At 68.1% G+C, this 23,173-nt stretch carries 23 protein-coding genes and 1 pseudogene; 14 read left to right on the top strand and 10 right to left on the bottom strand.

All coding sequences use genetic code 11. The annotated features are described in order from the left end of the window. Nucleotides 1-261: 261 nt before the first annotated feature. From CF68_RS03610 to CF68_RS35960, 3 genes and pseudogenes are all read right to left on the bottom strand, one after another. Nucleotides 262-1,122 (bottom strand): BON domain-containing protein, encoded by an 861-nt coding sequence (locus CF68_RS03610; protein WP_035816107.1) that lies wholly within the window; start codon nt 1,120-1,122, stop codon nt 262-264. A gap of 47 nt (nt 1,123-1,169) precedes the next feature. After that, nucleotides 1,170-1,757, bottom strand: a complete 588-nt coding sequence (locus CF68_RS03605; RefSeq protein ID WP_035816105.1) for a phosphoheptose isomerase — start codon at nt 1,755-1,757, stop codon at nt 1,170-1,172. Nucleotides 1,758-1,820: 63 nt separating this feature from the next. Continuing rightward, nucleotides 1,821-2,077: pseudogene (locus CF68_RS35960) on the bottom strand (YraN family protein). Nucleotides 2,078-2,095: 18 nt separating this feature from the next. Here CF68_RS35960 and rsmI point away from each other — a divergent pair. Further along, nucleotides 2,096-3,004, top strand: a complete 909-nt coding sequence (rsmI, locus tag CF68_RS03600) for a 16S rRNA (cytidine(1402)-2'-O)-methyltransferase (RefSeq protein WP_035816103.1) — start codon at nt 2,096-2,098, stop codon at nt 3,002-3,004. Between the two features lie 87 nt (nt 3,005-3,091). Here the strand turns inward: rsmI and CF68_RS03595 are convergent, their stop codons facing one another. Further along, a complete protein-coding gene (locus CF68_RS03595) occupies nt 3,092-3,862 on the bottom strand; it encodes a septal ring lytic transglycosylase RlpA family protein (protein ID WP_200872521.1) in 771 nt (256 codons plus the stop codon). Between the two features lie 281 nt (nt 3,863-4,143). Between CF68_RS03595 and CF68_RS03590 the strand changes: the two genes are divergently transcribed. From CF68_RS03590 to CF68_RS03580, 3 genes are all read left to right on the top strand, one after another. Further along, on the top strand, nt 4,144-4,794 hold the full coding sequence (locus CF68_RS03590) for an MBL fold metallo-hydrolase (RefSeq protein ID WP_035816102.1): 651 nt from the start codon (nt 4,144-4,146) through the stop codon (nt 4,792-4,794). Nucleotides 4,795-4,798: 4 nt separating this feature from the next. Then, on the top strand, nt 4,799-5,455 hold the full coding sequence (locus CF68_RS03585; protein ID WP_035816101.1) for an exonuclease: 657 nt from the start codon (nt 4,799-4,801) through the stop codon (nt 5,453-5,455). Nucleotides 5,456-5,662: 207 nt separating this feature from the next. After that, a complete protein-coding gene (locus CF68_RS03580) occupies nt 5,663-5,890 on the top strand; it encodes a hypothetical protein (protein WP_010812133.1) in 228 nt (75 codons plus the stop codon). Nucleotides 5,891-5,978: 88 nt separating this feature from the next. Here the strand turns inward: CF68_RS03580 and arsC are convergent, their stop codons facing one another. After that, nucleotides 5,979-6,338: an arsenate reductase (glutaredoxin) gene (arsC, locus tag CF68_RS03575; protein ID WP_035816098.1), complete on the bottom strand. Its 360-nt coding sequence runs from the start codon at nt 6,336-6,338 to the stop codon at nt 5,979-5,981. Between the two features lie 174 nt (nt 6,339-6,512). On the opposite strand from arsC, the gene CF68_RS03570 reads away from it, so the two are divergent. Next, nucleotides 6,513-7,094 carry a GNAT family N-acetyltransferase gene (locus CF68_RS03570; RefSeq protein WP_035816097.1) on the top strand — a complete coding sequence of 194 codons (582 nt, stop codon included), beginning with the start codon at nt 6,513-6,515 and terminating at the stop codon, nt 7,092-7,094. 107 nt (nt 7,095-7,201) lie between these two features. On the opposite strand, the gene CF68_RS03565 is transcribed toward CF68_RS03570, so the two are convergent. Then, nucleotides 7,202-8,470 (bottom strand): M20/M25/M40 family metallo-hydrolase, encoded by a 1,269-nt coding sequence (locus tag CF68_RS03565; protein ID WP_035816096.1) that lies wholly within the window; start codon nt 8,468-8,470, stop codon nt 7,202-7,204. 57 nt (nt 8,471-8,527) lie between these two features. Beyond that, nucleotides 8,528-9,784: an allantoate amidohydrolase gene (locus CF68_RS03560; RefSeq protein WP_035816095.1), complete on the bottom strand. Its 1,257-nt coding sequence runs from the start codon at nt 9,782-9,784 to the stop codon at nt 8,528-8,530. Between the two features lie 426 nt (nt 9,785-10,210). Between CF68_RS03560 and CF68_RS03555 the strand changes: the two genes are divergently transcribed. The 5 genes from CF68_RS03555 (at nt 10,211) to CF68_RS03535 (ending at nt 15,415) form a co-directional block, all read left to right on the top strand. Then, nucleotides 10,211-11,611, top strand: a complete 1,401-nt coding sequence (locus CF68_RS03555) for a C4-dicarboxylate transporter DctA (protein WP_035816093.1) — start codon at nt 10,211-10,213, stop codon at nt 11,609-11,611. Nucleotides 11,612-11,658: 47 nt separating this feature from the next. Continuing rightward, nucleotides 11,659-12,351 carry a GntR family transcriptional regulator gene (locus CF68_RS03550; RefSeq protein ID WP_010812140.1) on the top strand — a complete coding sequence of 231 codons (693 nt, stop codon included), beginning with the start codon at nt 11,659-11,661 and terminating at the stop codon, nt 12,349-12,351. Nucleotides 12,352-12,927: 576 nt separating this feature from the next. Beyond that, entirely contained in the window at nt 12,928-13,731 is an 804-nt protein-coding gene (locus tag CF68_RS03545) for an SDR family oxidoreductase (protein WP_035816091.1), read from the top strand. Nucleotides 13,732-13,772: 41 nt separating this feature from the next. Next, nucleotides 13,773-14,552, top strand: coding sequence for an enoyl-CoA hydratase-related protein (locus tag CF68_RS03540; RefSeq protein WP_035816090.1), 780 nt, complete (start codon nt 13,773-13,775; stop codon nt 14,550-14,552). Nucleotides 14,553-14,578: 26 nt separating this feature from the next. Beyond that, on the top strand, nt 14,579-15,415 hold the full coding sequence (locus CF68_RS03535) for a crotonase/enoyl-CoA hydratase family protein (RefSeq protein ID WP_035816087.1): 837 nt from the start codon (nt 14,579-14,581) through the stop codon (nt 15,413-15,415). Between the two features lie 10 nt (nt 15,416-15,425). Here CF68_RS03535 and CF68_RS03530 read toward each other — a convergent pair whose 3' ends face one another. The 3 genes from CF68_RS03530 to CF68_RS03520 all read right to left on the bottom strand — a co-directional run bounded on the left by CF68_RS03530 (nt 15,426) and on the right by CF68_RS03520 (nt 17,588). Continuing rightward, on the bottom strand, nt 15,426-15,806 hold the full coding sequence (locus CF68_RS03530; RefSeq protein WP_035816086.1) for a DUF2784 domain-containing protein: 381 nt from the start codon (nt 15,804-15,806) through the stop codon (nt 15,426-15,428). A 17-nt stretch (nt 15,807-15,823) separates the two neighbouring features. Next, nucleotides 15,824-16,744: a LysR family transcriptional regulator gene (locus tag CF68_RS03525; protein WP_010812145.1), complete on the bottom strand. Its 921-nt coding sequence runs from the start codon at nt 16,742-16,744 to the stop codon at nt 15,824-15,826. 148 nt (nt 16,745-16,892) lie between these two features. Continuing rightward, nucleotides 16,893-17,588, bottom strand: coding sequence for a hypothetical protein (locus CF68_RS03520; protein WP_035816084.1), 696 nt, complete (start codon nt 17,586-17,588; stop codon nt 16,893-16,895). A gap of 283 nt (nt 17,589-17,871) precedes the next feature. On the opposite strand from CF68_RS03520, the gene gcl reads away from it, so the two are divergent. The 4 genes from gcl (at nt 17,872) to CF68_RS03500 (ending at nt 23,123) form a co-directional block, all read left to right on the top strand. After that, a complete protein-coding gene (gene gcl, locus CF68_RS03515; protein ID WP_035816083.1) occupies nt 17,872-19,656 on the top strand; it encodes a glyoxylate carboligase in 1,785 nt (594 codons plus the stop codon). Between the two features lie 111 nt (nt 19,657-19,767). Beyond that, nucleotides 19,768-20,550, top strand: a complete 783-nt coding sequence (hyi, locus tag CF68_RS03510; RefSeq protein ID WP_035816082.1) for a hydroxypyruvate isomerase — start codon at nt 19,768-19,770, stop codon at nt 20,548-20,550. A 269-nt stretch (nt 20,551-20,819) separates the two neighbouring features. After that, the gene (glxR, locus tag CF68_RS03505; protein ID WP_035816081.1) at nt 20,820-21,734 is read left to right on the top strand and encodes a 2-hydroxy-3-oxopropionate reductase; all 915 of its coding nucleotides are present in this window, start codon (nt 20,820-20,822) and stop codon (nt 21,732-21,734) included. Nucleotides 21,735-21,800: 66 nt separating this feature from the next. Continuing rightward, complete coding sequence (locus tag CF68_RS03500; RefSeq protein ID WP_035816079.1) at nt 21,801-23,123, top strand: glycerate kinase; 1,323 nt, start codon at nt 21,801-21,803, stop codon at nt 23,121-23,123. The last annotated feature ends 50 nt before the right edge of the window (nt 23,124-23,173 follow it).

Genomic DNA, 23,173 nt, shown 5'->3' with positions numbered 1-23,173 from the left:
CTGTCTGCCGACAGCGCCGGCTGGGCGCCGCACAGCGCCGCGGCCAGCAGCGCCAGCCGCAGCAATACAGCGGGCCGGGGGAAGATTGTCATGGTCTCGCTCCGTGTGGGGCCGGCGCTGGGTTCCGCTGGGGGCGGCCGGCGTGGCAACCGTAGCACATCGGCCAGGGACCGTGTGCGGTGAAAACCGCAGAAGGACAAACGGCGTCCGCATGAGCGGACGCCGTCGGGATCGGCCCCGGAAGCTGGACCGGGCGCGTGCTCAGGGCAGGTTGCGGCCCGGCGGCAGCGTCACCGGCGAAGTCACCGGTGCGGCGACCGGGCTGGCGGTCGCCGTGGTGCCCGTGGCGGCCCCGGCCGGCGCATCGATCGGACCGCCCACGCCCGGCACCGACTGCACCGGCGCCGGCGTACCGACATTGCCGTCGAGCGACGGGTTCTGCGAGGTGGAAGCCGAGTCCAGGCGCGCGCGCTCGGTGTCGTTGACGTAGTCGAAGGCCTTGACCACCTTGGTCACGCCCGAGGCATTGCGCGCCACGTCGGTGGCGCGGTCGCCCTCGGCGGCGGTGACCACGCCCAGCAGGTAGACCACGCTCTTCTCGGTGGTGATCTTGATCGAGTTGGACGGCACGCCCTCGGCGGTCATCATCAGTGTCTTGACCTTGCTGGTCAGGTAGGCGTCCTGGCTCTGGGTCATGAAGCCGGGCGAGTTGACGACCTCGAGCTCATTGATCACCACGCGCGCATTGGGCAGGCCGCGCACATACTGCTCGACCTGCTGCTTGACGGTGTCGTTGCTGGCTTCGCCGGTCAGCAGCACCTTGCGGTTGAACACGGTCACGTTGACGCGGGCCTGGCCGCTGTAGCGCGAGTTGATGGTGTTCTCGGCCTCGAGCTGCAGGCCGCGGTCCACGGTCTGGGTGGCGGCCGGGCGGCGGTCGGTGGCCATGGCCACGCCGGTCCCCATGGCGCCGGCGATCACGGGGAAGCAGCCGGCGAGCTGGGTGGCGCAGACCAGCACGGCCGCCGCGGCCAGGCTGGCGCGGCCAAGGCCGGCGGTGCGGAAAGGATGGCGCGCGCCGGCGCCGTTCCGGGGGGCTTGCGTAGTGGGCAGGTTCGTCATGCGGTCCTTGCTGTGGCTGGATGTTGGGAGTGGGAGGAAGGGCAGCATCAGGCTTCCCCGAGCAGTGCCTCGTCGATGCCGTCGCACAGGCAATGCAGGGTCAGCAGGTGCACTTCCTGGATGCGCGCGGTGCGCTCGCTCGGCACGCACAGGTGGATATCGAATTCATCGAGCAGGCCGGCGATGGTGCCGCCGCCCTTGCCGGTCAGCGCGACCACGGCCATCTCGCGCTGGCGCGCGGCTTCGATGGCGGCGATCACATTGGCCGAATTGCCCGAGGTGGAAAGCGCCAGCAGGATGTCGCCGGGCTGGCCCAGCGCCTCGACCTGCTTGGAAAACACCTTGCTGAAGTCGTAGTCGTTGCCGATCGCGGTCAGGATCGAGCTGTCGGTGGTCAGTGCGATCGCGGCCAGGCCCGGGCGCTCGCGCTCGAAGCGCCCGACCAGTTCGGCGGCAAAGTGCTGCGCATCAGCCGCGGAGCCGCCGTTGCCGCAGGCCAGGATCTTGTTGCCGCTGGTCAGCGCGCCGACCATGCGCTCCACGGCGGCGTTGATATAGGGGGCCATCTCCGCCGCGGCCTGTCGCTTGGTCTCGGCGCTGTCTAGAAACTGTTGCTGGATACTGTCGATACTCATGGCTCTGGGGGCCTTGTTGTTGCCATTGCGATCCGCGGATCGTACCTTAGGGTCTGCCGCGCATTATGAACCAGCCCCGGCGGCATCCTGGTCAAAGGCATGCTGCAGCCAGTCCAGCCGGCCGGGTTCCAGGGCCACCACGTCGAAGCGGCACCGTCCGGCGCGCGCATGACCAGGTCGATCTCGCCGCCTTTGCAGCGATAATTGCGGACCACGGGCTCCAGGCCCTGGCGCCGCAGGTGTGCCAGGGCCCGGTCCTCCGCCTGCGCACCGCGTAGCTGTGTGGTTTGCAACTGCGTGGTGGATTTGAATGATCGCATCAACGGAAGTTCTCAAGCATGAGTGACTGGATCTCCCTGGCGGCCAGCCAGTCCTACCCGGCCGGCACCCTTTATGTCGTGGCCACGCCCATCGGCAACGTCGCCGACCTGTCGCTGCGCGCACTGCATGTGCTTGGCCTGGCCGACGCCGTGGCCTGCGAAGACACCCGCAATACCGGCCAGCTGCTGTCGCGCGTGGGCCTGCAGCGGCCGCTGGTGGCCGTGCACGAGCACAACGAGCGCGAGGCCGCGGGCCGCATCGCGGCGCGCCTGGCGGCCGGCGAGCGCATCGCCTACGTCTCGGACGCCGGCACGCCGGGCATCTCCGACCCGGGTGCGCGCCTGGTCGAGGCGGTGCGCGCCGCCGGCCATCCGGTGGTGCCGCTGCCCGGCCCCAGTGCCGCGGTGGCCGCGCTGTCGGTGGCGGGCGACATGCTCGATGCAGGCGAGGGCCGCTTCACCTTTGTCGGCTTCCTGCCCAGCAAGCCCAAGGCGCGCACCGAGGCCATCGCCCGGCTGGCGGCGCTGGACCACGCCTGGGTCTGCTACGAGGCGCCGCACCGCATTGCCGACACGCTGGCCGCGCTGGCCGCGGGCCTGCCAGGCGAGCGCCGGCTGCTGGTCGGGCGTGAACTGACCAAGCTGTTCGAGGACATCGCGGTGCTGCCGATGGCGCAGGCGCCGGCCTGGCTGGCCGCCGACCCGAACCGGGCCAAGGGGGAATTCGTGCTGGTGGTGGAAGGCGCTGGCGCCGCAACTGCCGCAGATGGCTTGCCGGATGCCGAAGCCCAGCGCGTGCTGGCGCTGCTGCTGGCGGAACTGCCGGCCAAGCGCGCCGCCAAGCTGGCGGCGGCGATCACCGGCGCCGGCACCGATGCGCTCTACCAGCTGGCGCTGGCGCAGCGCGCGGGGCAGGCAGAGGACTGACGCGGCCCGCGCGTGGTCCCGGGATTGGGAGGAGGAAGGTAAAGCGGAGGTGTCAGCGCGCGGCGGCATGCGGCGGCGCTGCCCTGGTCAGCGCCGTGTGCGCTTGACGGTCTTGCCGCCGGCCTTGGTCGACTTGCGCGCCTTGGCGGGCGCCAGCGAATTGGCCAGTTCCGGCACGGATACGTCGTCGTCGCCGCTGCCGTCACCGGCCTCGGTGCCGCCGGCATCGACCTGCGGACCCAGCGCGGCCACTTCGGTGCGCGTCAGGCGGCGGATTTCGACGTTGGTGGCACCGCGTTCGACAAAGCCGAGGCGGCGTGCGGCGCCGTAGGACACGTCCAGTATGCGGTTGCCATGGTACGGCCCGCGGTCATTGATGCGAAGCACTGCTACCTTGTTATTGCGCAGGTTGCGCACCAGCACCCAGCTGTCGAGCGGCAGCGACGGATGGGCGGCGGTCATGGCGCGCATGTCGAAGCGTTCGCCGTTGGCGGTCTTGCGGCCGTGGAAGCCCTTGCCGTACCAGGACGAAACGCCGCGCTGCTCGAACGTGCCGATGTCGGCGCGCAGGCCGTCCAGCGAGCTGCCGCTGCGGCCTTCATCCGCGTCATAGCCGAACAGGTTCCAGCTGCCGCCGTCCGAGGCACGTGCGGACTTGTTGTCTGCGTCGGTGCGATCGGTCTTGCCGGCCTTGCCGTTCTTTGCCGCGCGCGTGGGCACGGCGCCAGCGTTGTCGTTGCTTGCGTTGTCGCCTTCAGGGGGCGTGGCACAGGCGGCCAGCACCACGGCGCATGCGGTGCATGCGCCGAGCTTGGCCAGCCGTTGCCAGCGCTTTGCAAGAGCGGAGATCCGTAACATGGGCGGCAGTCTAACATTGACTCTTTACGACTATCTCTTTCAATTTGTTACGAAATCTGTGCGATTTCGCACGATCGTGGCCCATCTGCCCGGAATCCCGCTTGTGGCAAGGGATTCCCGCCCGAGACGGGGCTTTCGCGCAGGTAACGCATAAAGCACGCGACTTGCATCGGGGGCGGTGAATCGCCGCCCGGCGCTACAATGCTGGGCACCGCCCGCCGTCCGTGCGGGCCAGTCTGTGGCACCCGGCCAGAAGGCGCCCGGCGCACAAGAAATCGTCCATGAAAGCCCTGCTCATTCCTGTCACGCCCTTCCAGCAAAACTGTTCGCTGCTGATCGATGAAAGCACCGGCCGCGCCGCGGTCTGCGATCCCGGCGGCGACCTGGATCGCATCCGCGAGGCGGTCAGGGAGCAAGGCGTCACGCTGGAAAAGATCTTCCTGACGCATGGCCATGTCGATCACTGCGCCGGCGCCGCAGCGCTCGCGCGCGAGCTGGGCATCCCGATCGAAGGCCCGCAGCAGGACGAGCGCTTCTGGATCGAGCAGCTGCCCGAGCAGACGCGCCGCTTCGGCTTCGGCCACGCCGAGAGCTTCGAGCCAGACCGCTGGCTGGAGAACGGCGACACCGTGCAGTTCGGCAACGAGACGCTGGAGGTCTACCACTGCCCCGGCCACACGCCCGGCCACGTGGTGTTCTTCTCGCGCGCCAACCGGCTGGCGGTGGTGGGCGACGTGCTGTTCGCCGGCTCGATCGGCCGCACCGACTTCCCGCGCGGCAACCACGCCGACCTGATCCGCTCGATCCGCACGCGGCTGTGGCCGCTGGGCGAGGACGTGACCTTCATCCCCGGGCACGGCCCGGTCTCGACCTTCGGCGAGGAACGCCGCAACAACCCGTTCGTGGCCGATCACCTGATCGACGTGGGCTGAGGCCGTGGCCAAGCGACAGGCGCCCGACACCCGCCCGGAAATCTACGTCAGCACCGACGTGGAAGCCGACGGCCCGATCCCGGGCCCGCATTCGATGCTGTCGTTCGCGTCCGCGGCGATGCTGGCGGACAAGACCGTGGTGGGCACGTTCTCCGCCAACCTCGAGACCCTGCCCGGCGCCGCCGGCCACCCGGTGCAGATGCAGTGGTGGCAAACCCAGCCCGAAGCCTGGAGCGCCTGCCGGCGCGACCTGCAGCGCCCCGAGGACGCCATGGTCCGCTATGTCGAATGGGTCGAGAGCCTGCCCGGCAAGCCGGTCTTCGTGGCCTTCCCGGCGGGCTTCGATTTCGCCTGGATGTTCTGGTACATGATGCGGTTCGCCGGGCGCTCGCCCTTTGGCTGGGCCGCCCTCGACATCAAGACGCTGGGCTTTGCGCTGACCGGGCGCCCGTACCGCAAGACCGTCAAGGCGGCCTTCCCAGCCGCCTGGATGGATCCGCTGCCGCACACCCATGTGGCGCTGGACGATGCGCTCGAACAGGGTGCGCTGTTCTGCAACATGCTGACTACGCTGCGTGAGCGCGAGGCCGCACTGGCCAGCCTAGCGTCCGATGCCGCAGCGGACGCTAGCGAGCCCTCACCTCCGTCCGGGCAACCCTGAACGGTTGCTGCGCCGCGGCAGCCGCGGCGGCACGCCCCTTGCAGGCTTTGCGTTCGCATCTCACGCCAGCGCGCCTATAGTAGAAGCGGATATGGCGTACCGGGCGAAACGAGCCACAGACTATCCGGCGCACTTGCGCAGCCACGCCATATGCCGTTTGAGCCATGTTGCCCGGATCGCGCGGCGCCTGCCGAGGAGGTGTCGATCATGCGTTTTCATACCGACCTGCACTTGAGAGACCTGGCTGGCCGGATCCATTGGCCGCATGCCACGCGGGGCGCCACGCCCATTACCCATCGCCACACCTCGGATGAGGACGCCGAAGTCGCCAAGGCCACGCTATACGTCAGCACGGTGACGCTGGTGGTGCTGCTGGTCGTGCTGGCGGCCATCGCTTTCGGTCAGGAGGCCATGCACTGGCTGGGTGTTCATTAGACGACCCGCCTGAAGCTGTTTGCCTCAAGCACCGGCCGGCCCCCACCACGTGGGGGCCGGTTTTATTTGGGGCCGTGGATTGGCTGGCTCAGGCCAGCAGCGGCGCCACGTTCTCGGGCGGCCGGCCGATCGCGGCGCGGCGGTTGCGCACCACCACCGGACGCTGCAACAGGATCGGGTTGTCGGCCACGGCGGCCAGCAGCTCTGCCTCGGTCAGGCCGGGATCGGCCAGGCCCAGCTCGGCGTACGGCGCTTCGTTGTCGCGCAGCATCTCGCGCACCGGCACGCCCAGCATGGTGTGCAACTGGCGCAGCGTGGCCAGCGACGGCGGCTCTTTCAGGTATTCCACGATTTCCACCGGTTCGCCCAGCCGCTCGCTGGCGGCCTGGACCAGGGCGAGCGTTTCGCGCGACTTGGAGCAGCGGGGGTTGTGGTAGATGGTGATCATGACAGGGTCCTTTCTTGTCGTTGCCGTGCCCCGCCCCGGGGCGTTGGCACTAATGCGGTGCAAATCAATCCGCACTATATACAAGACTCCGGACCTCGCGCAGCATCAGGCTGGTGCATGTGCCCGGCACGCATCCTGCATCGCCCCAAGTCCTTGCATAGGTCGCCATTCCCGATGACTTCCACTACCGTTTCCGCCACGACGCCGTCCGCCGGCACGCGCAAGCCCTTCACCCTGCGCGACGCCATGCCCGCCGACGTTCCGGCCATCCACGCCATCTACGCGCACCATGTGCTGCACGGCCGCGCCTCGTTCGAGGAAGCGCCGCCGAGTCTGGACGAGATGCAGCAGCGCTTTACTGAAGTGCAGCGCAAGGGCCTGCCCTATCTGGTCGCCGTGCGCGACGGCGAGGTGCTGGGCTATGCCTATGCGTCGGCCTACCGCGCGCGCAGCGCCTACCGCTTTGCCATCGAGGATTCGATTTATATCGACCACCGCCGCGTCGGCGAGGGCCTGGGCCAGGCCCTGCTGGCCGAACTGGTCGCCCGCTGCGAAACCGGGCCCTGGCGCCAGATGGTCGCCGTGATCGCCTGCACCGCAGGCGGCGAAGGCACCGGTTCGCTGGCCGTGCATGAGCGGCTGGGCTTCCGCACTGTCGGCCGGCTGGAGGCGGTGGGGTTCAAGCACGGGCAGTGGATCGATACGGTGCTGATGCAGCGGGTGCTGGGGGTGGGGGCGACGACGCTGCCGGCGTAGGCGGATCGACCTGCACGGCTTCAGCCAAGCCCCAAAGAACAAAAACGCCACGGATTCCTCCGTGGCGTCTTGCGCAGCAAAGCCCGGCGCCTGCCGGCGCCCAAGCCTTACTTCATCAGGTCCGACAGCGCCAGCGCCACCACCTTGGTCGCACGGTTCAGGTCGTTCAGGCGCAGGTTCTCGTCCGAGTTATGGCCGCGGGCTTCCATCAGCGTGCGCGGGCCAGCGCCGTACAGCACGGTCGGGATGCCGCGCTTGGTGTAGTGGCGCGCGTCGGTGTAGAGCGGCACGCCTTGCACCGGGATCTCCACGCCAAACACGGATTCGGCACGGCTCTTCAGCGCGCCGATCAGCTTTTCCACGCCCGGCAGTTCCGACAGCGGCTCGGCCAGGATGATGCGCTCGACCTTCACTTCGATGCCCGGACGGTCCTTGGCGGCCTTTTCCACCACGGCGCGGATCTCGCCTTCGGCGTCGAAGCCGATTTCCTCGGGGATCATGCGGCGGTCGACGCGGAAGGTCACCAGGTCAGGCACCACGTTGGTGTTGATGCCGCCCTTGATCAGGCCCACGTTCAGCGTGGCGGTGTCGATGCCAGGCACCTTCGACTTGCGCGTGGCCAGCTCGGCGCGCAGGCCGTAGATGGCTTGCAGGATGTGGGTGGCAGCTTCGATCGCATCCACGCCGGTGTGCGGCATGGCGGCGTGGCCCTGCTTGCCCTTGACCGTCACTTCGACGTGCAGGCAGCCGTTGTGCGACGAGGTGATGCCGTATGAGAAGCCGGCCGAGATGGCGTAGTCGGCCTTGCTCAGGTTGTTGTCGAGCAGGAATTTGGGACCGATGTCGCCGCCGGTTTCCTCGTCATAGGTGAACTGCAGCTCGACCGCGCCGTTGATCTTGGCGCCCTGCTTCTCGGCCTCCATCAGCGCCAGCACGGCGTAGGTGTAGGTGGCGAAGTCAGACTTGGACACCGCCACGCCGCGGCCGTACATGACCGGGCCGTGCTCGCTGTCGGCCACTTCGCCGCCGTACGGGTCCTTGGTCCAGCCCAGGCCCGGGGGCACCACGTCGCCGTGGGCGTTCATGGCGATGGTCGGGCCGCCCGTGCCGAACTGCTTGCGCACGATCAGGTTGGTGGCGCTGATCATGCCGGCTGCCTTTACCAGCTCGTCCGGCACCTTGTGCGCCTCCACCGCGAAACCCAGGCCCTCCAGCAGTTCCTTGGCGCGCTTGCCATGGGCGTCGCAGTCGCCTGCGGGGTTGTCCGAGGGAACCTTGACCAGTTCGGCCAGGAAGGCTTCCTGTTCCGGACGATGCTGGTCGATGAATTGCGTCAGCGTGGTTTCAGTGGGGTTCATATTGTCTCGTGCGGTCATGACTTGTTCTCTTAACTACGGAGGGGTTCGGGTGGGTTCCGGGGAATCTGCGCTGGCTTACTGCGGCAGGCGGAAGTGCTCGACGAAATCGCTGAACACGCGCGCGGACAGGGCTGCATCCTCGGCGGTCATGGTTTCGGTGGGATGGTGGCTGATGCCGCCGTTGCCGCAGCGCACGAACAGCATGGCGACGTCGGCGATGGCGGCAATGGCCATGGCGTCGTGGCCGGCGCCCGACGGCAGGTGGCGCACCGGCACGCCCTGGCGGGCAATCGCGGCGGCCCATTGCTCTTGCAGCCACGGGGCGCAGGGAACGCTCTTCGCCTCATGGGTCTTGCGCACCTGCGCGCGCACGTTGCGGCGCGCGCACACGCGTTCGATCTCGGCCAGCACGTCGTTGACGGCGGCCTCGCGCTCGGCGTCAGCGCCCGCGCGGATGTCGATGGAGAACACGGCGCGGCCCGGCACCACGTTGGCAGCGCCGTTGGGCACGTTGAACTGGCCGACCGTGCCGACCAGGCCCGGCTTGCCGCCGCAGCGCTTCTCGATATACAGGCCGATCTCGGCCCCGGCCATGGCGGCGTCGCGGCGCATGTCCATCGGCACCGTGCCGGCGTGGCCGGCCAGGCCTTCGAGCTCGACGATAAAGCGGGTGGCGCCGGAGATGGCGGTCACCACGCCCACCGGCAGGTTTTCATTGAGCAGCACCGGACCTTGTTCGATATGGACTTCGATGAAGGCCGCGACCTTGCTGCGGTCATGCTTGGCGGCGGGCAAGGCAGCGGCGTCGAAACCGGCCTCGCGCATCACCTGGCGCATGGTCTTGCCGCTGTCGTCGACGTTGTCCAGCACGTTGTTGTCGAAGGTGCCGGCGATGGCGCGGCTGCCCAGCAGCGTGGCCTTGAAGCGCACGCCCTCTTCCTCGGCAAAGCCGACCACCTCGATCGCAAACGGGAAGCGCTTGCCCTGGCGGTTCCATTCGGCCACGCACGCGGTCGGCAGGATCACGCCGAGGTTGCCGTCATAGCGGCCGCCGTCGCGCACGGTGTCGAAGTGCGAGCCCGTCAGCAGTGCCGGCGCATCGGGCGAGGTGCCCTCATAGCGGCCGATCACGTTGCCGGCGGCATCGCGCCGCACCGTCATGCCGGCCTGCTGCATCCATTCGGTCAGCTGCGCGGCGGCGCCGTGGTGGGCCTCGGTCAGGTAGGTACGGGTGAGCATGCCGGGCTGCTCGGTGTGGACGGCCAGGGCGTCGGCCCAGGCCATGATGCGCGTGCCAGTCTCTGCGGCGGACGGCGACGGATTTGCTGCCATGCGTTGTCTCCTGCTGGAAGTGCGTGAACGCCGCGGCGGGTGGTCCGGCAAGGCCCGCCGGCGTCTGCCGCAAGGCCTGCCGGCGCGGGCGTGGCGCCCGGGCCGAAGCTCTATTCTGTGCGATTCATGTTAGCACAGTGAATTCAAAAATTGCATACAAAAATGATATGCACTATATTCGCTTCCACGTTCAGACAATTTGCCGCGGACAATCCGGTCCGGACAGGCGATTGCGTGGATTCCGCCTCAACAGGGGGGCTATCCGCGAAGTGGCGCGCTCCCGACCCGGAAGCCCCGCACGGAACGTAAGGCCGGCAGCCACCCGCCAGTAGAGCAGTACGGGGCAGCCGGTGATTCCTGGATCAGATGGGCCAGCCAGCGCCAGCCAATGCACAGGCGCCGGACCGGCCCGGTACGGAGACAACCATGCAGCATGCAGTTCCCTCGCAGCCCCGCCCCAGCGCCCCCCAGCCCCGCTTGCACATCCGCTTCACCCGTTCGCTGTTCGGCCAGGTGCTGATTGCCCTGGTGATTGGCACGGCACTCGGCCTGGCATTCCCTGAATTCGCCGCCAAGCTCAAGCCGCTTGGCGATGCCTTTATCAAGCTGATCAAGATGCTGATCGGCCCGATCGTGTTCTGCGTGGTGGTGGCCGGCATCTGCGGCGCCGGCGAGCTGAAGAAGGTCGGCCGCGTCGGCATCAAGGCGGTGGTGTACTTCGAGATCGTCACCACCATCGCGCTGGCGCTGGGCATCCTGCTGGCCTATGTGTTCCAGCCCGGCGTCGGCATGAATGTCGACCCGCGTTCGCTCGATGCGTCGGCCATCGCCGGGTTTATCGACAACGCGACCAAGGTGAAGGACCAGGGCACGGTCGACTTCCTGCTCAAGCTGATCCCCAACACCGTGTTCGGCGCCTTTGCCAACGGCGACGTGCTGCAGGTGCTGCTGGTGTCGATCCTGTTCGGCTGCGCGCTGTCGCTGGTGGGCGAGCCGGGCCGGCCGCTGGTCAGGCTGATCGACACCTTCTCGCACACGCTGTTCAAGATGATGGGCTTCATCATCAAGCTGGCGCCGCTGGGCGTGCTGGGCGCGGTGGCCTTCACCGTGGGCAAGTACGGCATCGGCTCGCTCAAGCAGCTGGGCTTCCTGGTGTTCCTGTTCTACGGCGCGGTGATCATCTTCGTGCTGGTGGTGCTGGGCACGATCATGCGCGTGTGCGGTTTCTCGGTGATCAAGCTGATCCGCTACCTGCGCGCCGAGCTGCTGGTGGTGCTGGGCACGGCCTCGTCGGACAGCGTGCTGCCGCAGGTGATGAAGAAGCTGGAGTTCATGGGCATCAAGAAGTCGGTGGTGGGCCTGGTGATCCCAACCGGCTACTCGTTCAACCTGGATGCGTTCTCGATCTACCTGACGCTGGCCGCGGTGTTTATCGCCCAGGCAACCAACACGCCGCTGGCGATGGCCGACCTGCTTGGCATCCTGGCGGTGGCGCTGGTCACCTCCAAGGGCGCGCACGGCATCCCCGGCTCGGCCATCGTGATCCTGGCGGCGACGCTGTCGGCGCACCCGGCGATTCCCGCCATCGGGCTGGTGCTGGTGTTGTCGGTGGACTGGTTCATCGGCATTGCCCGCGCGCTCGGCAACCTGATCGGCAACTGCGTGGCGACCGTGGTGGTGGCCGCCTGGGAGAAGGATATCGATCGCGAACGGGCCCATGGCGTGCTCAACGGCACCATTGAAGCGACCGACCTGGATGCTGGCCTGGCCGCGATGGCGGAGGACGGCGTCACCACCGGTTCTCCTGTCCCGGTGCCAGGGCGCTAGAATCACGCATCTCCCCAACCGCGCAGCCTCTGCGCAAGTGCGCTGCCATGCCCGAGCATATCGATCCTGACATGACCGCCGAAGCGATCGCCGAAGACATAGTCGCGGCCATCGTTTCGCACCGCCTGCCGCCCGGCACCAAGCTGCGCGAGGAGGCCCTGGCCAGTGTCTACCGCGTCAGCCGCACGAAGGTGCGCGCGGCGCTGCTGATGCTGTCCAAGGACAAGGTCATCCAGATCGTGCCCGACAAGGGCGCCTTCGTGGCCAAGCCCAGCGCCGAGGAGGCGCGCGAGGTCTTCGCGGTGCGCCGCATCCTGGAAGCGGCGCTGGCGCGCGAGTTCGTTGCCAAGGCGACCCCGGCCGACTACAAGCGCATCGACCGCCACCTGGCGGCCGAACGCAAGGCGCTGGGTGGCAACGATGCGCAGGTGCGCACCCGGCTGCTGGGCGACTTCCATATCGTGCTGGCCGAGGTGGTGGGCAACGGCGTGCTGACCGAGATGATGCGCGAGCTGTCGACGCGCAGCGCGGTCATCACCATGCTCTACCAGTCGCGCCGCGACGCGGCGTGCTCGTCGGACGAGCACCGCGAATTCATCGAAGCCGCCCGGGCCGGCGATGTCGAGCGGGCCGTCACGCTGATGGTGGACCACCTGGGCCACGTGGAAGGTGCGCTGCATTTCGAGGAAACCGCGCCGGTGTCGCGCGGCAAGGACCTGGTGACCGCGCTGCTCGCGTAGGCGTCCGCTTGACGTGAGTCAAAGCGGCTGCTGCCGCCCGCGCGCACACTTGACCCCGCCATGAAGACGCGGGGGCGCACTTCATGAGCACTCCGCCTTTCGGCACCTCATCGTCGGAAGGCTGCCCGCACGCTGCAACGGTGTGCGGGCTTTCTTTTTTCTGAGGACTGGGTTTTGCGCTGCGGAATGGCGCCCTGTCCCGCCCCTTGGCCGCGACGCAGTCCCGCACCCGTTTTTCCCTTTCCCGCCAGCTAGTTGCAGCGCCCGGGCGGCGTTCCCGGCGCCCCCATTGTTGCGTCCGCGGTGGCCGGCATTGCCGGCAATACGCGAAATCGAATCCCGGCTTCGGGTTAGGATGCCGGAGGCCCAAGCCAGAGGCCGGCGCCGTCCCCCGCAGCATCCGGGGCGGACGCACACCAGAACAGAACCATGGAGACCGTCATGCGCCATCGCGCGATACCTGCCGTGCAGCCACGCCGCCGGCGCTAGCCCTCCCCTGCATTTCACAACGCCACGGTCCTGCCTGACGCCGGATCGCGGCCCGCATCGCCTGACCATCGATCGAGAGGACTTCCCATGCCCAGTGCCTTCCGCCCCGACGCCTTTGCCGGCAAGACCGTATTCGTCGCCGGCGCCTCCTCCGGCATCAACCTCGGCATCGCGCACGGCTTCGCGCGCGCCGGGGCGAAGCTGGCGCTGATCAGCCGCACCGCCGAGCGCATCCAGGCCGCCGCCGACACCATCACCGCGGCCGGCGGCACCGCCATCGGCATGGCCGCCGACGTGCGCGACTATGCAGCCGTGGAAGCGGCCTTCGCGCGCGCCCAGGACGAACTGGGCCCGATCGACGTGGTGATCTCCGGCGCCGCGGGCAACTTCCTCGCGCCCGTGGTCGGCATGTCGGCCAATGCCTTCAAGACCGTGGTCGATATCGACCTGCTCGGCACCTTCAACGTGTTCCGCGCCAGCTTCGACCACCTGGCCAAGCCGGGTGCGTCGCTGATCGCGATCACCGCGCCGCAGGCGGTCAACGCCATGATGTTCCAGGCCCATGCCTGCGCCGCCAAGGCCGGCATCAACATGCTGATCAAGTGCCTGGCGATGGAATGGGGCCCGGCCGGGGTGCGCGTGAACGGTATCTCGCCCGGCCCGATCGCCGACACCGAAGGCATGGCGCGGCTGGCGCCCACGCCCGAGGTCGAGGCCCGCTACAAGGCCCGCCTGGCGCTGCGCGACTACGGCACCAAGGACGATATCGCCGATGCCGCGATGTACCTGAGCAGCGACAACGCGCACTACGTCACCGGCACCATCCTCGACTGCGACGGCGGCAGCAAGCTGGGCGACGCCTCGGCCGATGCGCTGAAGAAGCCGCAGTAATCACCGTACCGAATACCGACCACGAGACCAGGAGACCCCCCATGACGGCATCCGTCCTCTATCAAGCCAGCGAAGGCGTGGCCACGCTGACCCTGAACCGCCCGGACGTGCTCAACGCGATGAACGGCGACCTGATGCGCGAGCTGCGCGAGGGCGTTGAGCGCGCCGCCGGCGACGCCGCGGTGCGCGCCGTGCTGATCACCGGCGCGGGCCGCGGCTTCTGCGCCGGCGCCGACCTGGCCGCGCGCGGCAAGGATGGCATCACCGATTCCGGCACGCTGCTGCGCGAGCGCTACCACCCGATCATCATGACGCTGCGCCAGATGCCCAAGCCGGTCGTCACCGCGGTCAACGGCGTGGCCGCCGGTGCCGGCATGAGCCTGGCGCTGGCGGGCGACGTGGTGCTGGCGGCTCGCTCGGCCAGCTTCCTGCAGGCATTCTCCAAGATCGGCCTGGTCCCGGACGCCGGCAGCACCTACTTCGTGCCGCGCTATGCCGGCGAGATGCGCGCCCGCGCGCTGGCCATCCTGGCCGAGAAGATCGATGCCGAGGAAGCCCAGCGCATCGGCCTGGTGTGGAAGGTCCACGCCGACGACGCGCTGCAGGACGAGGCCGGCAAGCTGGCCCGCCACCTGGCCACCATGCCGACCATGGCCTACGGCATGATCAAGGAAGCCCTCAACCAGAGCTTCGACAACGACCTGGCCGCGCAGCTCGAAGTGGAAGCCACGCTGCAGTCGCGCGCCAGCCGCAGCGATGACTGCAAGGAAGGCGTGGCTGCCTTCATGGAGAAGCGCAAGCCGCAGTTCAAGGGCCGTTGAGAACCCACATTCCAAGGAGCCAGCGCATGAGCGCCAGCAGCAATGAACGTATCCTCGTCACGATCGAAGACGGCGTCGCCGACGTCCGCCTGAACCGCCCCGACAAGATGAACGCGCTCGACCAGGCCATGTTCGACGCACTGATCGAGACCGGCGAGCAACTCGCGCGCATGCCCGACCTGCGCGCCGTGGTCCTGTCAGGCGAAGGCCGCGCCTTCTGCGCGGGGCTGGACATGGGCCGCATGGCGGGCATGTTGTCGGACGGTGGCGGCGAATCCCACAACGACAGCATCGGCGCGGGCCGCCTCGGCAAGCGTACCAACGGCATGTCCAATCGCCCGCAGTACGCGTGCATGGTCTGGCGCGAACTGCCGGTGCCGGTCTTCGCCGCGGTCCACGGCGTGGCTTTCGGCGGCGGGCTGCAGGTGGCGCTGGGGGCGGACGTACGCTACGTCGCGCCCGATACCAGGCTGTCGGTCATGGAAATGAAGTGGGGGCTGGTGCCCGACATGGCCGGCATGGTGCTCACGCGCGGCCTGGTGCGCCCCGACGTGCTGCGCGAGCTGATCTACAGCGCGCGCGTGCTGAGCGGCACCGAAGCCTGCGAACTGGGCCTGGGCACCTACCTCGCCGACGACCCGCGCGCCGCGGCGCTGGAAGCCGCGCGCCAGGTGGCACAGAAGAACCCGGATGCGATCCGTGCCGCCAAGCGCCTGATGGCAGTGGTGGAGCGCGGCGACAATGCCGCCATCCTGCAGGCCGAGTCCGATGAGCAGGACCGGCTGGTCGGCTCGCCCAACCAGCGCGAGGCAGTGCTGGCCAATATGCAGAAGCGCGCGCCGCGCTTCGAGCCGGCGGGCTGAAGCAAGCCGCTCAGTGGTGGTGCCGCGCGGCTCGCCGGCGGCGCCACCACAACGCATAGACTGCCACATTGACCACCAGCACCACCAGGCCAAGCCACAGCTGCACCGCGGGCGTGAGCCCGGCCGGATAGATCAGCGGCAACAGGTAGCGCTCGACAAAACCGCCGCTGTAGCCCGCCTGCCCCGCGGCCCGGCGCAGCATGTTTTCCAGCGGCGTCAGCGGGCAGATCCAGCCGGACCATTCGATCAGCACGCCCCACACCGCCGCCGGCAGGTGCAGCCATGCGACACGCGGCCAGCGCAACACCAGCAGGCCGCCCGCCACCACGAACAGGATAAACAGCCCGTGCACGATGACCACCAGGTCGGCCAGCCAGGCTGTGATCGGCATCGCGCTCGGCGGCGGCCTCAGTTGCCGCCCGCCGTGTCCATCCAGTAGCCCGGGCGCGCGAACTGCGCCTTCAGGTGCTCGATGAAGAAACGGATCTTGGCCGGCACCGGGCGCTGCTGCGGGTACACGGCAAGGATGTCGTAGGCCGGCAGCGCGTATTCGTCCAGCACCGTGATCAGCTCGCCGCTCTCCAGCTGCGGCAGGATTTCCCAGGTCGAGCGCCAGCCCAGGCCCAGGCCCTCGCCGGTCCAGCGGTGCAGCAGCTCGCCGTCGTTGCAGTCCAGGTTGCCGTTGACGCGCACGGTCACGGTCTTGCCGTTCTGGCTGAAGTACCAGCCGCGCTGCTGGCCGCCCTGCAGGTTGAACGCCAGGCAGTTGTGCTGGGCCAGGTCGTCCAGCGTCTGCGGCACGCCGTACCTGGCAAAGTACGCCGGCGTGCCGCACACCACGCGCTTGTTCGACGCCAGCTTGATCGCGACAAAGTTCGGGTCGATGGCGCCGCCGATGCGGATGCCGACGTCATAGCCTTCGCGCACCAGGTCGACCACGCGGTCGGTCAGGTTGAATGAGATCTGCACTTCCGGGTTGGCCGAGAGGAACGCCGGCGCGTGCGGTGCCACGTGCTTGCGCCCGAACGCCGCCGGTGCCGAAACGATCAGGTGGCCGGTGGCCTTGTGCTTGCCTTCGGCGATCAGCATCTCGGCGCGGTCCAGGTCGGCCAGCGCCTTCTTGCACTGCTCCATGAACACCGCGCCCTGCTCGGTCACGGCGATGCGGCGCGTGGACCGGTGCAGCAGCTTGACGCCGATGCGGGCTTCCAGCGCGTTGATGCGGCGGCCGATCATCACCGGCGTCACGTTCTGCGTGAGCGCCGCGGCCGCCATGCTGCCGTGCTCCACCACGGCGATAAAGGCTTCGATTTGCTTGAGTTTGTCCATCGGATATTCGTCTCCCGGGCGCCATTGTGCGGCATCCCCGGGGATGTGACATCCCTGCGCGGCTGATGGACAGGATCGCGGCATGCGCATACGGCCGCGTCAGGGTCGCTGCCAGGGGCACGCCGCGTCACCCCGCGCCGGTGCGGAATCAGGCGGCCGGAGCCGCCCGCGCCCTGACCTGCGCGTTCATCTCGGCCGCTTCGCCCAGCACATGGGCCAGCCGCCGCAGCGGCCGGCTGCATTGCACGTGCAGGTACAGGTAGCAGGCCGCGCCGGTCACCACCATCACGCCGTAGAGCCACAGCAGCGCCCCGGCCATGGCCTGCTGGCGCGGCAGTGCGGCCACCACGGCCGCGGCCGGCGCCAGTGCCAGCAGCATTGCCAGGATGCGCGCAGCACCTTCCCACAACCGCAGTTGCAACACCACGCGCCGCTGGCGCGCCTGCAGCTGCGGCGGCGGGATGCGCGCCAGCCGGCGCAGCAGCGCATCCTCGGCCACGCTGTGGCGATCCATCTCGGCGGCCTGCCAGCGCAGCGGATGGCGCAGCCTGGCCAGCACGGTGCCGGCGCGCGTGAGTCCGGCGCCGACATAGCAGGCGGCCGACAGGGCCAGCAGCGCCTCGAAGGTCCGCAGCGACCACGGCGGCACCGGGTGCTTCAGCCACAGCCGCCAGACGGCCAGGGCCGCGCCGCTCAGGATGGTCGCGACCAGCGCCGCGATAAAGCCCACCCACAGCGCGCGCCCGAGGCGGCCGCCCGGTGCCGGAGGGTCGGCGGCCGGCCCGGGCGGCGCGGCGGCAAGCGCTTCAAGCAGTTCGTAGGTAGACGGCAGCCTGGAATACATGGTCGGCCCGGATGGCGAGGAATCCCGCCATTTTGCCGCACTGCGTAGCGGCGGCCCGCCGGCGCCGGCCCGTACCCACCGCTGCGCTGCGTGCCCGTACCGTCACACCACATATCCAATTGCGTACCCCGGCGTACGCCCGCCGACCATCCGATCTGGCTTCCAAGGCGATATTGCGTACCTCAGGTATCGAATCAACTGATCTCCCTTCTGTTTATCCCACCCCACCTGCGGGAATAGGATCGACTCCAACGGAATTCACACCATCACTGGAGACAAGATCATGGCAAAGATGAGAGCAATCGACGCGGCAATCGCCGTGCTGGAGAAGGAAGGCGTGACCACGGCATTCGGCGTGCCGGGCGCGGCGATCAACCCGTTCTACTCGGCAATGCGCAAGTCGGGCAACATCAACCACGTGCTGGCCCGCCACGTCGAGGGCGCCTCGCACATGGCCGAAGGCTACACCCGCGCCGAGCCCGGCAACATCGGCGTCTGCGTCGGCACCTCGGGCCCCGCCGGCACCGACATGATCACCGGCCTGTACTCGGCCTGGGCCGATTCGATCCCCATCCTCTGCATTACCGGCCAGGCCCCGCGCGCCCGCCTGTACAAGGAAGACTTCCAGGCCGTCGATATCGAATCGATCGCCAAGCCCGTGACCAAGTGGGCCGTGACCGTGCGCGAGCCGGCCCTGGTGCCGCAAGTGTTCCAGCAAGCCTTCCACATCATGCGTTCGGGCCGCCCGGGTCCGGTGCTGATCGACCTGCCGTTCGACGTGCAGGTGGCCGAGATCGAATTCGATGTCGACACCTACCAGCCGCTGCAGCCGTACAAGCCGGCTGCCTCGCGCGCGCAGATCGAGAAGGCCATCTCGATGCTGAACGCGGCCGAGCGCCCGCTGATCGTGTGCGGCGGCGGCGTGATCAACGCTGACGCGGCGGAGCTGCTGGTCGAGTTCGCCGAACTGGTCAACGTGCCGGTGGTGCCGACCCTGATGGGCTGGGGCGTGCTCGCCGACGACCACCCGCTGCAAGCCGGCATGGTCGGCCTGCAGACCTCGCACCGCTATGGCAACGCCACGCTGCTGGCTTCGGACTTCGTGATGGGCATCGGCAACCGCTGGGCCAACCGCCACACCGGCAGCGTCGATGTCTACACCAAGGGCCGCAAGTTCGTGCACGTCGATATCGAGCCTACCCAGATCGGCCGCGTGTTCGGCCCGGACCTGGGCATCGTGTCGGACGCCAAGGCCGCGCTGGAACTGTTCGTTGAAGTTGCCCGCGAAATGAAGATGGCCGGCCGCCTGCCGTGCCGCAAGTCGTGGGTGGCCGACGTGCAGAAGCGCCGCCGCACCATGCAGCGCAAGAGCGACTTCGACAACGTGCCGGTCAAGCCGCAGCGCGTGTACCGCGAGATGAACCAGTACTTCCCGCGCGACGTGCGCTACGTCAGCACCATCGGCCTGTCGCAGATCGCCGCGGCGCAGTTCCTGTCGGTCAATGAGCCGCGCCACTGGATCAACTGCGGCCAGGCCGGCCCGCTGGGCTGGACCATCCCGGCCGCGATCGGCGTGAAGACCGCCTCGCCGGATTCGGATGTGGTGGCGATCTCGGGCGATTACGACTTCCAGTTCATGATCGAAGAGCTGGCCGTGGCCGCGCAGTTCAAGGTGCCGTATATCCACGTGGTGGTGAACAACTCCTACCTCGGCCTGATCCGCCAGGCGCAGCGCAACTTCGAGATGGACTACTGCGTGCAGCTGGCCTTCGACAACGTCAACTCGCCTGAACTGAACGGCTACGGCGTGGACCACGTCAAGGTGGTCGAAGGCCTGGGCTGCAAGGCGATCCGCGTGTTCAAGCCGGAAGACATCGCCCCGGCCTTTGCCGAAGCGCGCGACCTGATGGCCGAGTTCTCGGTGCCGGTGGTGGTCGAGGTGATCCTGGAGCGCGTGACCAATATCGCGATGGGCACCGAGATCGACAACGTCAACGAGTTCGAGCCGATCGAAGACCTCGAGGACATCGAGGAAGCGATCCTGAAGGAAGAAGTGGAAACGGCGTAAGCAGCACCATTCCAACATGGAAGCGCGGGCTACGGCCCGCGCAAATCCAGCGCCCCTGCATCACCGGTTCTGCACCGGCAGAACGACAACACAACTAAACCGGAGAGACTCATGACTAAACTTGCGGCCAACCTCACCATGCTGTTCAACGAAGTGGGTTTTCTCGACCGCTTCGAAGCCGCCGCGCGCGCGGGCTTCCGCGGCGTGGAATTCCTCTTCCCCTATGCCTTCCACGCGGACCAGATCGCTGATCGCCTGAACCGCTTCCAGCTGGACCTGGTGCTGCACAACCTGCCCGCCGGCAAGTGGGAAGCGGGCGAGCGCGGCATTGCCTGCCACCCGGACCGCGTCGGCGAGTTCCAGGACGGCGTGGGCGAGGCCATCAAGTACGCCAAGGTGCTGGGCGTGCGCCAGCTGAACTGCCTGGTCGGCATCCAGCCGCAGAACGTCAAGCGCGAGCAGGCCCAGGAAACGCTGGTGGAAAACCTGCGCTTCGCCGCCAGCGCGCTGGCCGCCGAGCATATCGACCTGCTGGTCGAGCCGATCAACACCTTCGACATCCCCGGCTTCTTCCTGTCGCGCACGCAGCAGGCGGTGGACCTGATCAACCAGGTCAATGCGCCCAACCTGTACGTGCAGTACGACATCTACCACATGCAGCGGATGGAAGGCGAGATCGCCAACACCATCAAGGCCAACCTGCCGAAGATCAAGCACGTGCAGCTGGCCGACAACCCCGGCCGCAACGAACCCGGCACCGGCGAACTGAACTACCAGTACCTGTTCAAGTTCCTGGACGAGATCGGCTACACCGGCTGGATCGGCTGCGAATACAAGCCAAAGACCACCACCGAAGCCGGCCTGGGCTGGCGCGCCGAGCACGGCGTGCAGTAACAGCCTGTCAGTCTTCCAATCCCGCTTGTTTGCTCCCCTCTCCCGCTTGCGGGAGAGGGGCGGGGGTGAGGGCCGGCGCTTGCCGGAGCCATGGAGCTTTCAAGAAACCGAAGGCTCCGCTCGATGTGGCTCCTGGCCAAACCACCCCTCACCCCGACCCTCTCCCCATGAGGGGAGAGGGAGAACACCTTACTTAGGCCAGTTCGAGCGGCTTTGGCGCACCCAAAACCGCTGGCTTCGATTCAGTTCTTAATCAAGGAGACACCACAATGGCAACCAATCGCAACGTCGGCTTCATCGGCCTGGGCATCATGGGCGCACCGATGGCGGGCCACCTGCGCGCCGCCGGCCACACGCTGTTCGTGCATGACGTCAACCCGGCCCCGCAAGCGCTGGTCGATGCAGGCGTGACCGTCTGCACCAGCGCCGAGGAAGTCGCCAAGCGTGCCGACATCATCGTCATCATGGTGCCGGACACCCCGCACGTGGAAGCCGTGCTGTTCAGCGAAAAGGGCGTTGCCGCCGCGTTCAAGGCCGCCGGCAAGGAAGCCAGCCACAGCAAGATCGTGGTCGACATGAGCTCGATCTCGCCGATCGCCACCAAGGACTTCGCCGCGCGCATCAACAAGCTGGGCGCCTCGTACCTGGACGCGCCGGTGTCGGGCGGTGAAGTGGGCGCCAAGGCTGCTTCGCTGACGATCATGGTCGGCGGCCCGCAGGAAGCCTATGACCAGGTCAAGCCGCTGTTCGACCTGATGGGCAAGAACGTCACGCTGGTCGGTGGCAATGGTGACGGCCAGACCACCAAGGTGGCCAACCAGATCATCGTCGCGCTGAACATCCAGGCCGTGTCCGAAGCCCTGCTGTTCGCCTCCAAGGCCGGCGCTGATCCGGCCAAGGTGCGCCAGGCGCTGATGGGCGGCTTTGCGGCCTCGCGCATCCTGGAAGTGCACGGCGAGCGCATGGTCAAGCGCACCTTCGACCCGGGCTTCCGCATCGAGCTGCACCAGAAGGACCTGAACCTGGCGCTGCAGGGTGCCAAGGCCCTGGGCGTGGCACTGCCCAACACCGCCACCGCGCAGGAGCTGTTCAATACCTGCGCCGCCAACGGCCTGGGCAAGCAGGACCATTCGGCCCTGTGCCGCGCGATCGAGATCATGTCTAACCACCAGATCGCCAAGTAAGCAGCAAACACGTCGTCCCCGCCCTGCGGGGACGACTAGCTTTCCCCGTCAGCACCAGGACTTTTCATGCTCGCCACCGAACCTCAAGCCGCCCTGCTCTCGCCCCAGCGCGCCGCAGCGCATCCCGGACAGTCCGACGCGCGCGCGTTGCTGCGCGACCTGTTCGACACCGCGGTCGCTTCCGTCAGCGCCAGCCACTGCCTGCCGCCGCACCTGCCCACGCCACCCAAGGGCCGCACGGTAGTGATCGGCGCCGGCAAGGCCGCTGCCGCGATGGCGCAGGCGGTCGAGGCGAACTGGCAAGGCGAGCTGTCGGGCCTGGTGGTGACGCGCTACGGCCATGGCGCCGATTGCCAGCGCATTGAAGTGGTCGAAGCCGCTCACCCCGTTCCCGATGAAGCCGGTGCGCGCGCCGCGCAGCGCATGGTGGAACTGGTTCAAGGCCTCACCGCCGACGACCTGGTGCTGTGCCTGATTTCCGGCGGCGGCTCCGCGCTGCTGGCCGCGCCTGCGCCGGGCCTGACGCTGGCCGACAAGCAGGCCGTGAACAAGGCGCTGCTCAAAAGCGGCGCGAGCATCGGCGAAATGAACTGCGTGCGCAAGCACCTGTCCGCGCTCAAGGGCGGACGCCTGGCGCTGCACTGCGCACCGGCCCGTGTCGAGACGCTGCTGATTTCCGATATCCCCGGCGATGACCCGACCCTGATCGCAAGCGGCCCGACGCTGCCCGACGCGACCACCTGCGCCGACGCGCTGGCCGTCATCGCCAAGTACGGCATTGAAGTCCCCGCCAACGTGCGCGCCTACTTGGAAAGCGGCGCAGGCGAAACGCCCAAGCCCGGCGATGCCCGCTTCGAAGGCCACCGCAACGTGACGCTGGCCACCGCGCAGCAATCGCTGGAGGCCGCGGCCGCGCGCGCGCGTGAACTGGGCTACGAGGCCCACATCCTGTCCGACTGCATCGAGGGCGAAGCCCGCGAAGTGGCCGAAGTGCATGCCGCCATCGCGCGCCAGGTCGCGCAGCGCGGCCAGCCCTTCAGCAAGCCCTGCGTGATCCTGTCCGGCGGCGAGACCACCGTGACCGTGCGCGGCAAGGGCCGCGGCGGGCGCAATGCCGAGTTCCTGCTGGCCCTGGCGGTGGCGCTCGACGGCCTGGCCGGCGTGCACGCGATTGCCGGCGACACCGACGGCATCGACGGTTCCGAGGACAACGCCGGCGCGCTGCTGTCGCCAGACACCCTGACCCGCGCCACCGCGCGCGGGCTGTCGGCGCGCGCGCACCTGGACAACAACGACGGCTACGGCTTCTTTGCCGGCGTGGACGACCTGATCGTCACCGCCCCGACCCGCACCAACGTGAATGACTTCCGCGCCATCCTGATCGTGTAGGCCTGCAGTCGTCAGCGCAGCACCGCCGTACCGAAGCAGTCGTTCACCTG

Source organism: Cupriavidus sp. SK-4 (genome assembly GCF_000611125.1).
In the GTDB taxonomy this organism is placed as follows: domain Bacteria; phylum Pseudomonadota; class Gammaproteobacteria; order Burkholderiales; family Burkholderiaceae; genus Cupriavidus; species Cupriavidus necator.
This window is presented reverse-complemented; position numbering and strand designations above follow the sequence as displayed.

What these genes read in the sequence shown, in the direction of transcription:
- CF68_RS03610 (WP_035816107.1), bottom strand. Translation starts at nt 1,122, where the DNA reads ATGACGAACCTGCCCACTACGCAAGCCCCCCGGAACGGCGCCGGCGCG.
- CF68_RS03605 (WP_035816105.1), bottom strand. Translation starts at nt 1,757, where the DNA reads ATGAGTATCGACAGTATCCAGCAACAGTTTCTAGACAGCGCCGAGACC.
- rsmI (WP_035816103.1), top strand. Translation starts at nt 2,096, where the DNA reads ATGAGTGACTGGATCTCCCTGGCGGCCAGCCAGTCCTACCCGGCCGGC.
- CF68_RS03595 (WP_200872521.1), bottom strand. Translation starts at nt 3,862, where the DNA reads ATGTTACGGATCTCCGCTCTTGCAAAGCGCTGGCAACGGCTGGCCAAG.
- CF68_RS03590 (WP_035816102.1), top strand. Translation starts at nt 4,144, where the DNA reads ATGAAAGCCCTGCTCATTCCTGTCACGCCCTTCCAGCAAAACTGTTCG.
- CF68_RS03580 (WP_010812133.1), top strand. Translation starts at nt 5,663, where the DNA reads ATGCGTTTTCATACCGACCTGCACTTGAGAGACCTGGCTGGCCGGATC.
- arsC (WP_035816098.1), bottom strand. Translation starts at nt 6,338, where the DNA reads ATGATCACCATCTACCACAACCCCCGCTGCTCCAAGTCGCGCGAAACG.
- CF68_RS03570 (WP_035816097.1), top strand. Translation starts at nt 6,513, where the DNA reads ATGACTTCCACTACCGTTTCCGCCACGACGCCGTCCGCCGGCACGCGC.
- CF68_RS03565 (WP_035816096.1), bottom strand. Translation starts at nt 8,470, where the DNA reads ATGACCGCACGAGACAATATGAACCCCACTGAAACCACGCTGACGCAA.
- CF68_RS03560 (WP_035816095.1), bottom strand. Translation starts at nt 9,784, where the DNA reads ATGGCAGCAAATCCGTCGCCGTCCGCCGCAGAGACTGGCACGCGCATC.
- CF68_RS03555 (WP_035816093.1), top strand. Translation starts at nt 10,211, where the DNA reads ATGCAGCATGCAGTTCCCTCGCAGCCCCGCCCCAGCGCCCCCCAGCCC.
- CF68_RS03550 (WP_010812140.1), top strand. Translation starts at nt 11,659, where the DNA reads ATGCCCGAGCATATCGATCCTGACATGACCGCCGAAGCGATCGCCGAA.
- CF68_RS03545 (WP_035816091.1), top strand. Translation starts at nt 12,928, where the DNA reads ATGCCCAGTGCCTTCCGCCCCGACGCCTTTGCCGGCAAGACCGTATTC.
- CF68_RS03540 (WP_035816090.1), top strand. Translation starts at nt 13,773, where the DNA reads ATGACGGCATCCGTCCTCTATCAAGCCAGCGAAGGCGTGGCCACGCTG.
- CF68_RS03535 (WP_035816087.1), top strand. Translation starts at nt 14,579, where the DNA reads ATGAGCGCCAGCAGCAATGAACGTATCCTCGTCACGATCGAAGACGGC.
- CF68_RS03530 (WP_035816086.1), bottom strand. Translation starts at nt 15,806, where the DNA reads ATGCCGATCACAGCCTGGCTGGCCGACCTGGTGGTCATCGTGCACGGG.
- CF68_RS03525 (WP_010812145.1), bottom strand. Translation starts at nt 16,744, where the DNA reads ATGGACAAACTCAAGCAAATCGAAGCCTTTATCGCCGTGGTGGAGCAC.
- CF68_RS03520 (WP_035816084.1), bottom strand. Translation starts at nt 17,588, where the DNA reads ATGTATTCCAGGCTGCCGTCTACCTACGAACTGCTTGAAGCGCTTGCC.
- gcl (WP_035816083.1), top strand. Translation starts at nt 17,872, where the DNA reads ATGGCAAAGATGAGAGCAATCGACGCGGCAATCGCCGTGCTGGAGAAG.
- hyi (WP_035816082.1), top strand. Translation starts at nt 19,768, where the DNA reads ATGACTAAACTTGCGGCCAACCTCACCATGCTGTTCAACGAAGTGGGT.
- glxR (WP_035816081.1), top strand. Translation starts at nt 20,820, where the DNA reads ATGGCAACCAATCGCAACGTCGGCTTCATCGGCCTGGGCATCATGGGC.
- CF68_RS03500 (WP_035816079.1), top strand. Translation starts at nt 21,801, where the DNA reads ATGCTCGCCACCGAACCTCAAGCCGCCCTGCTCTCGCCCCAGCGCGCC.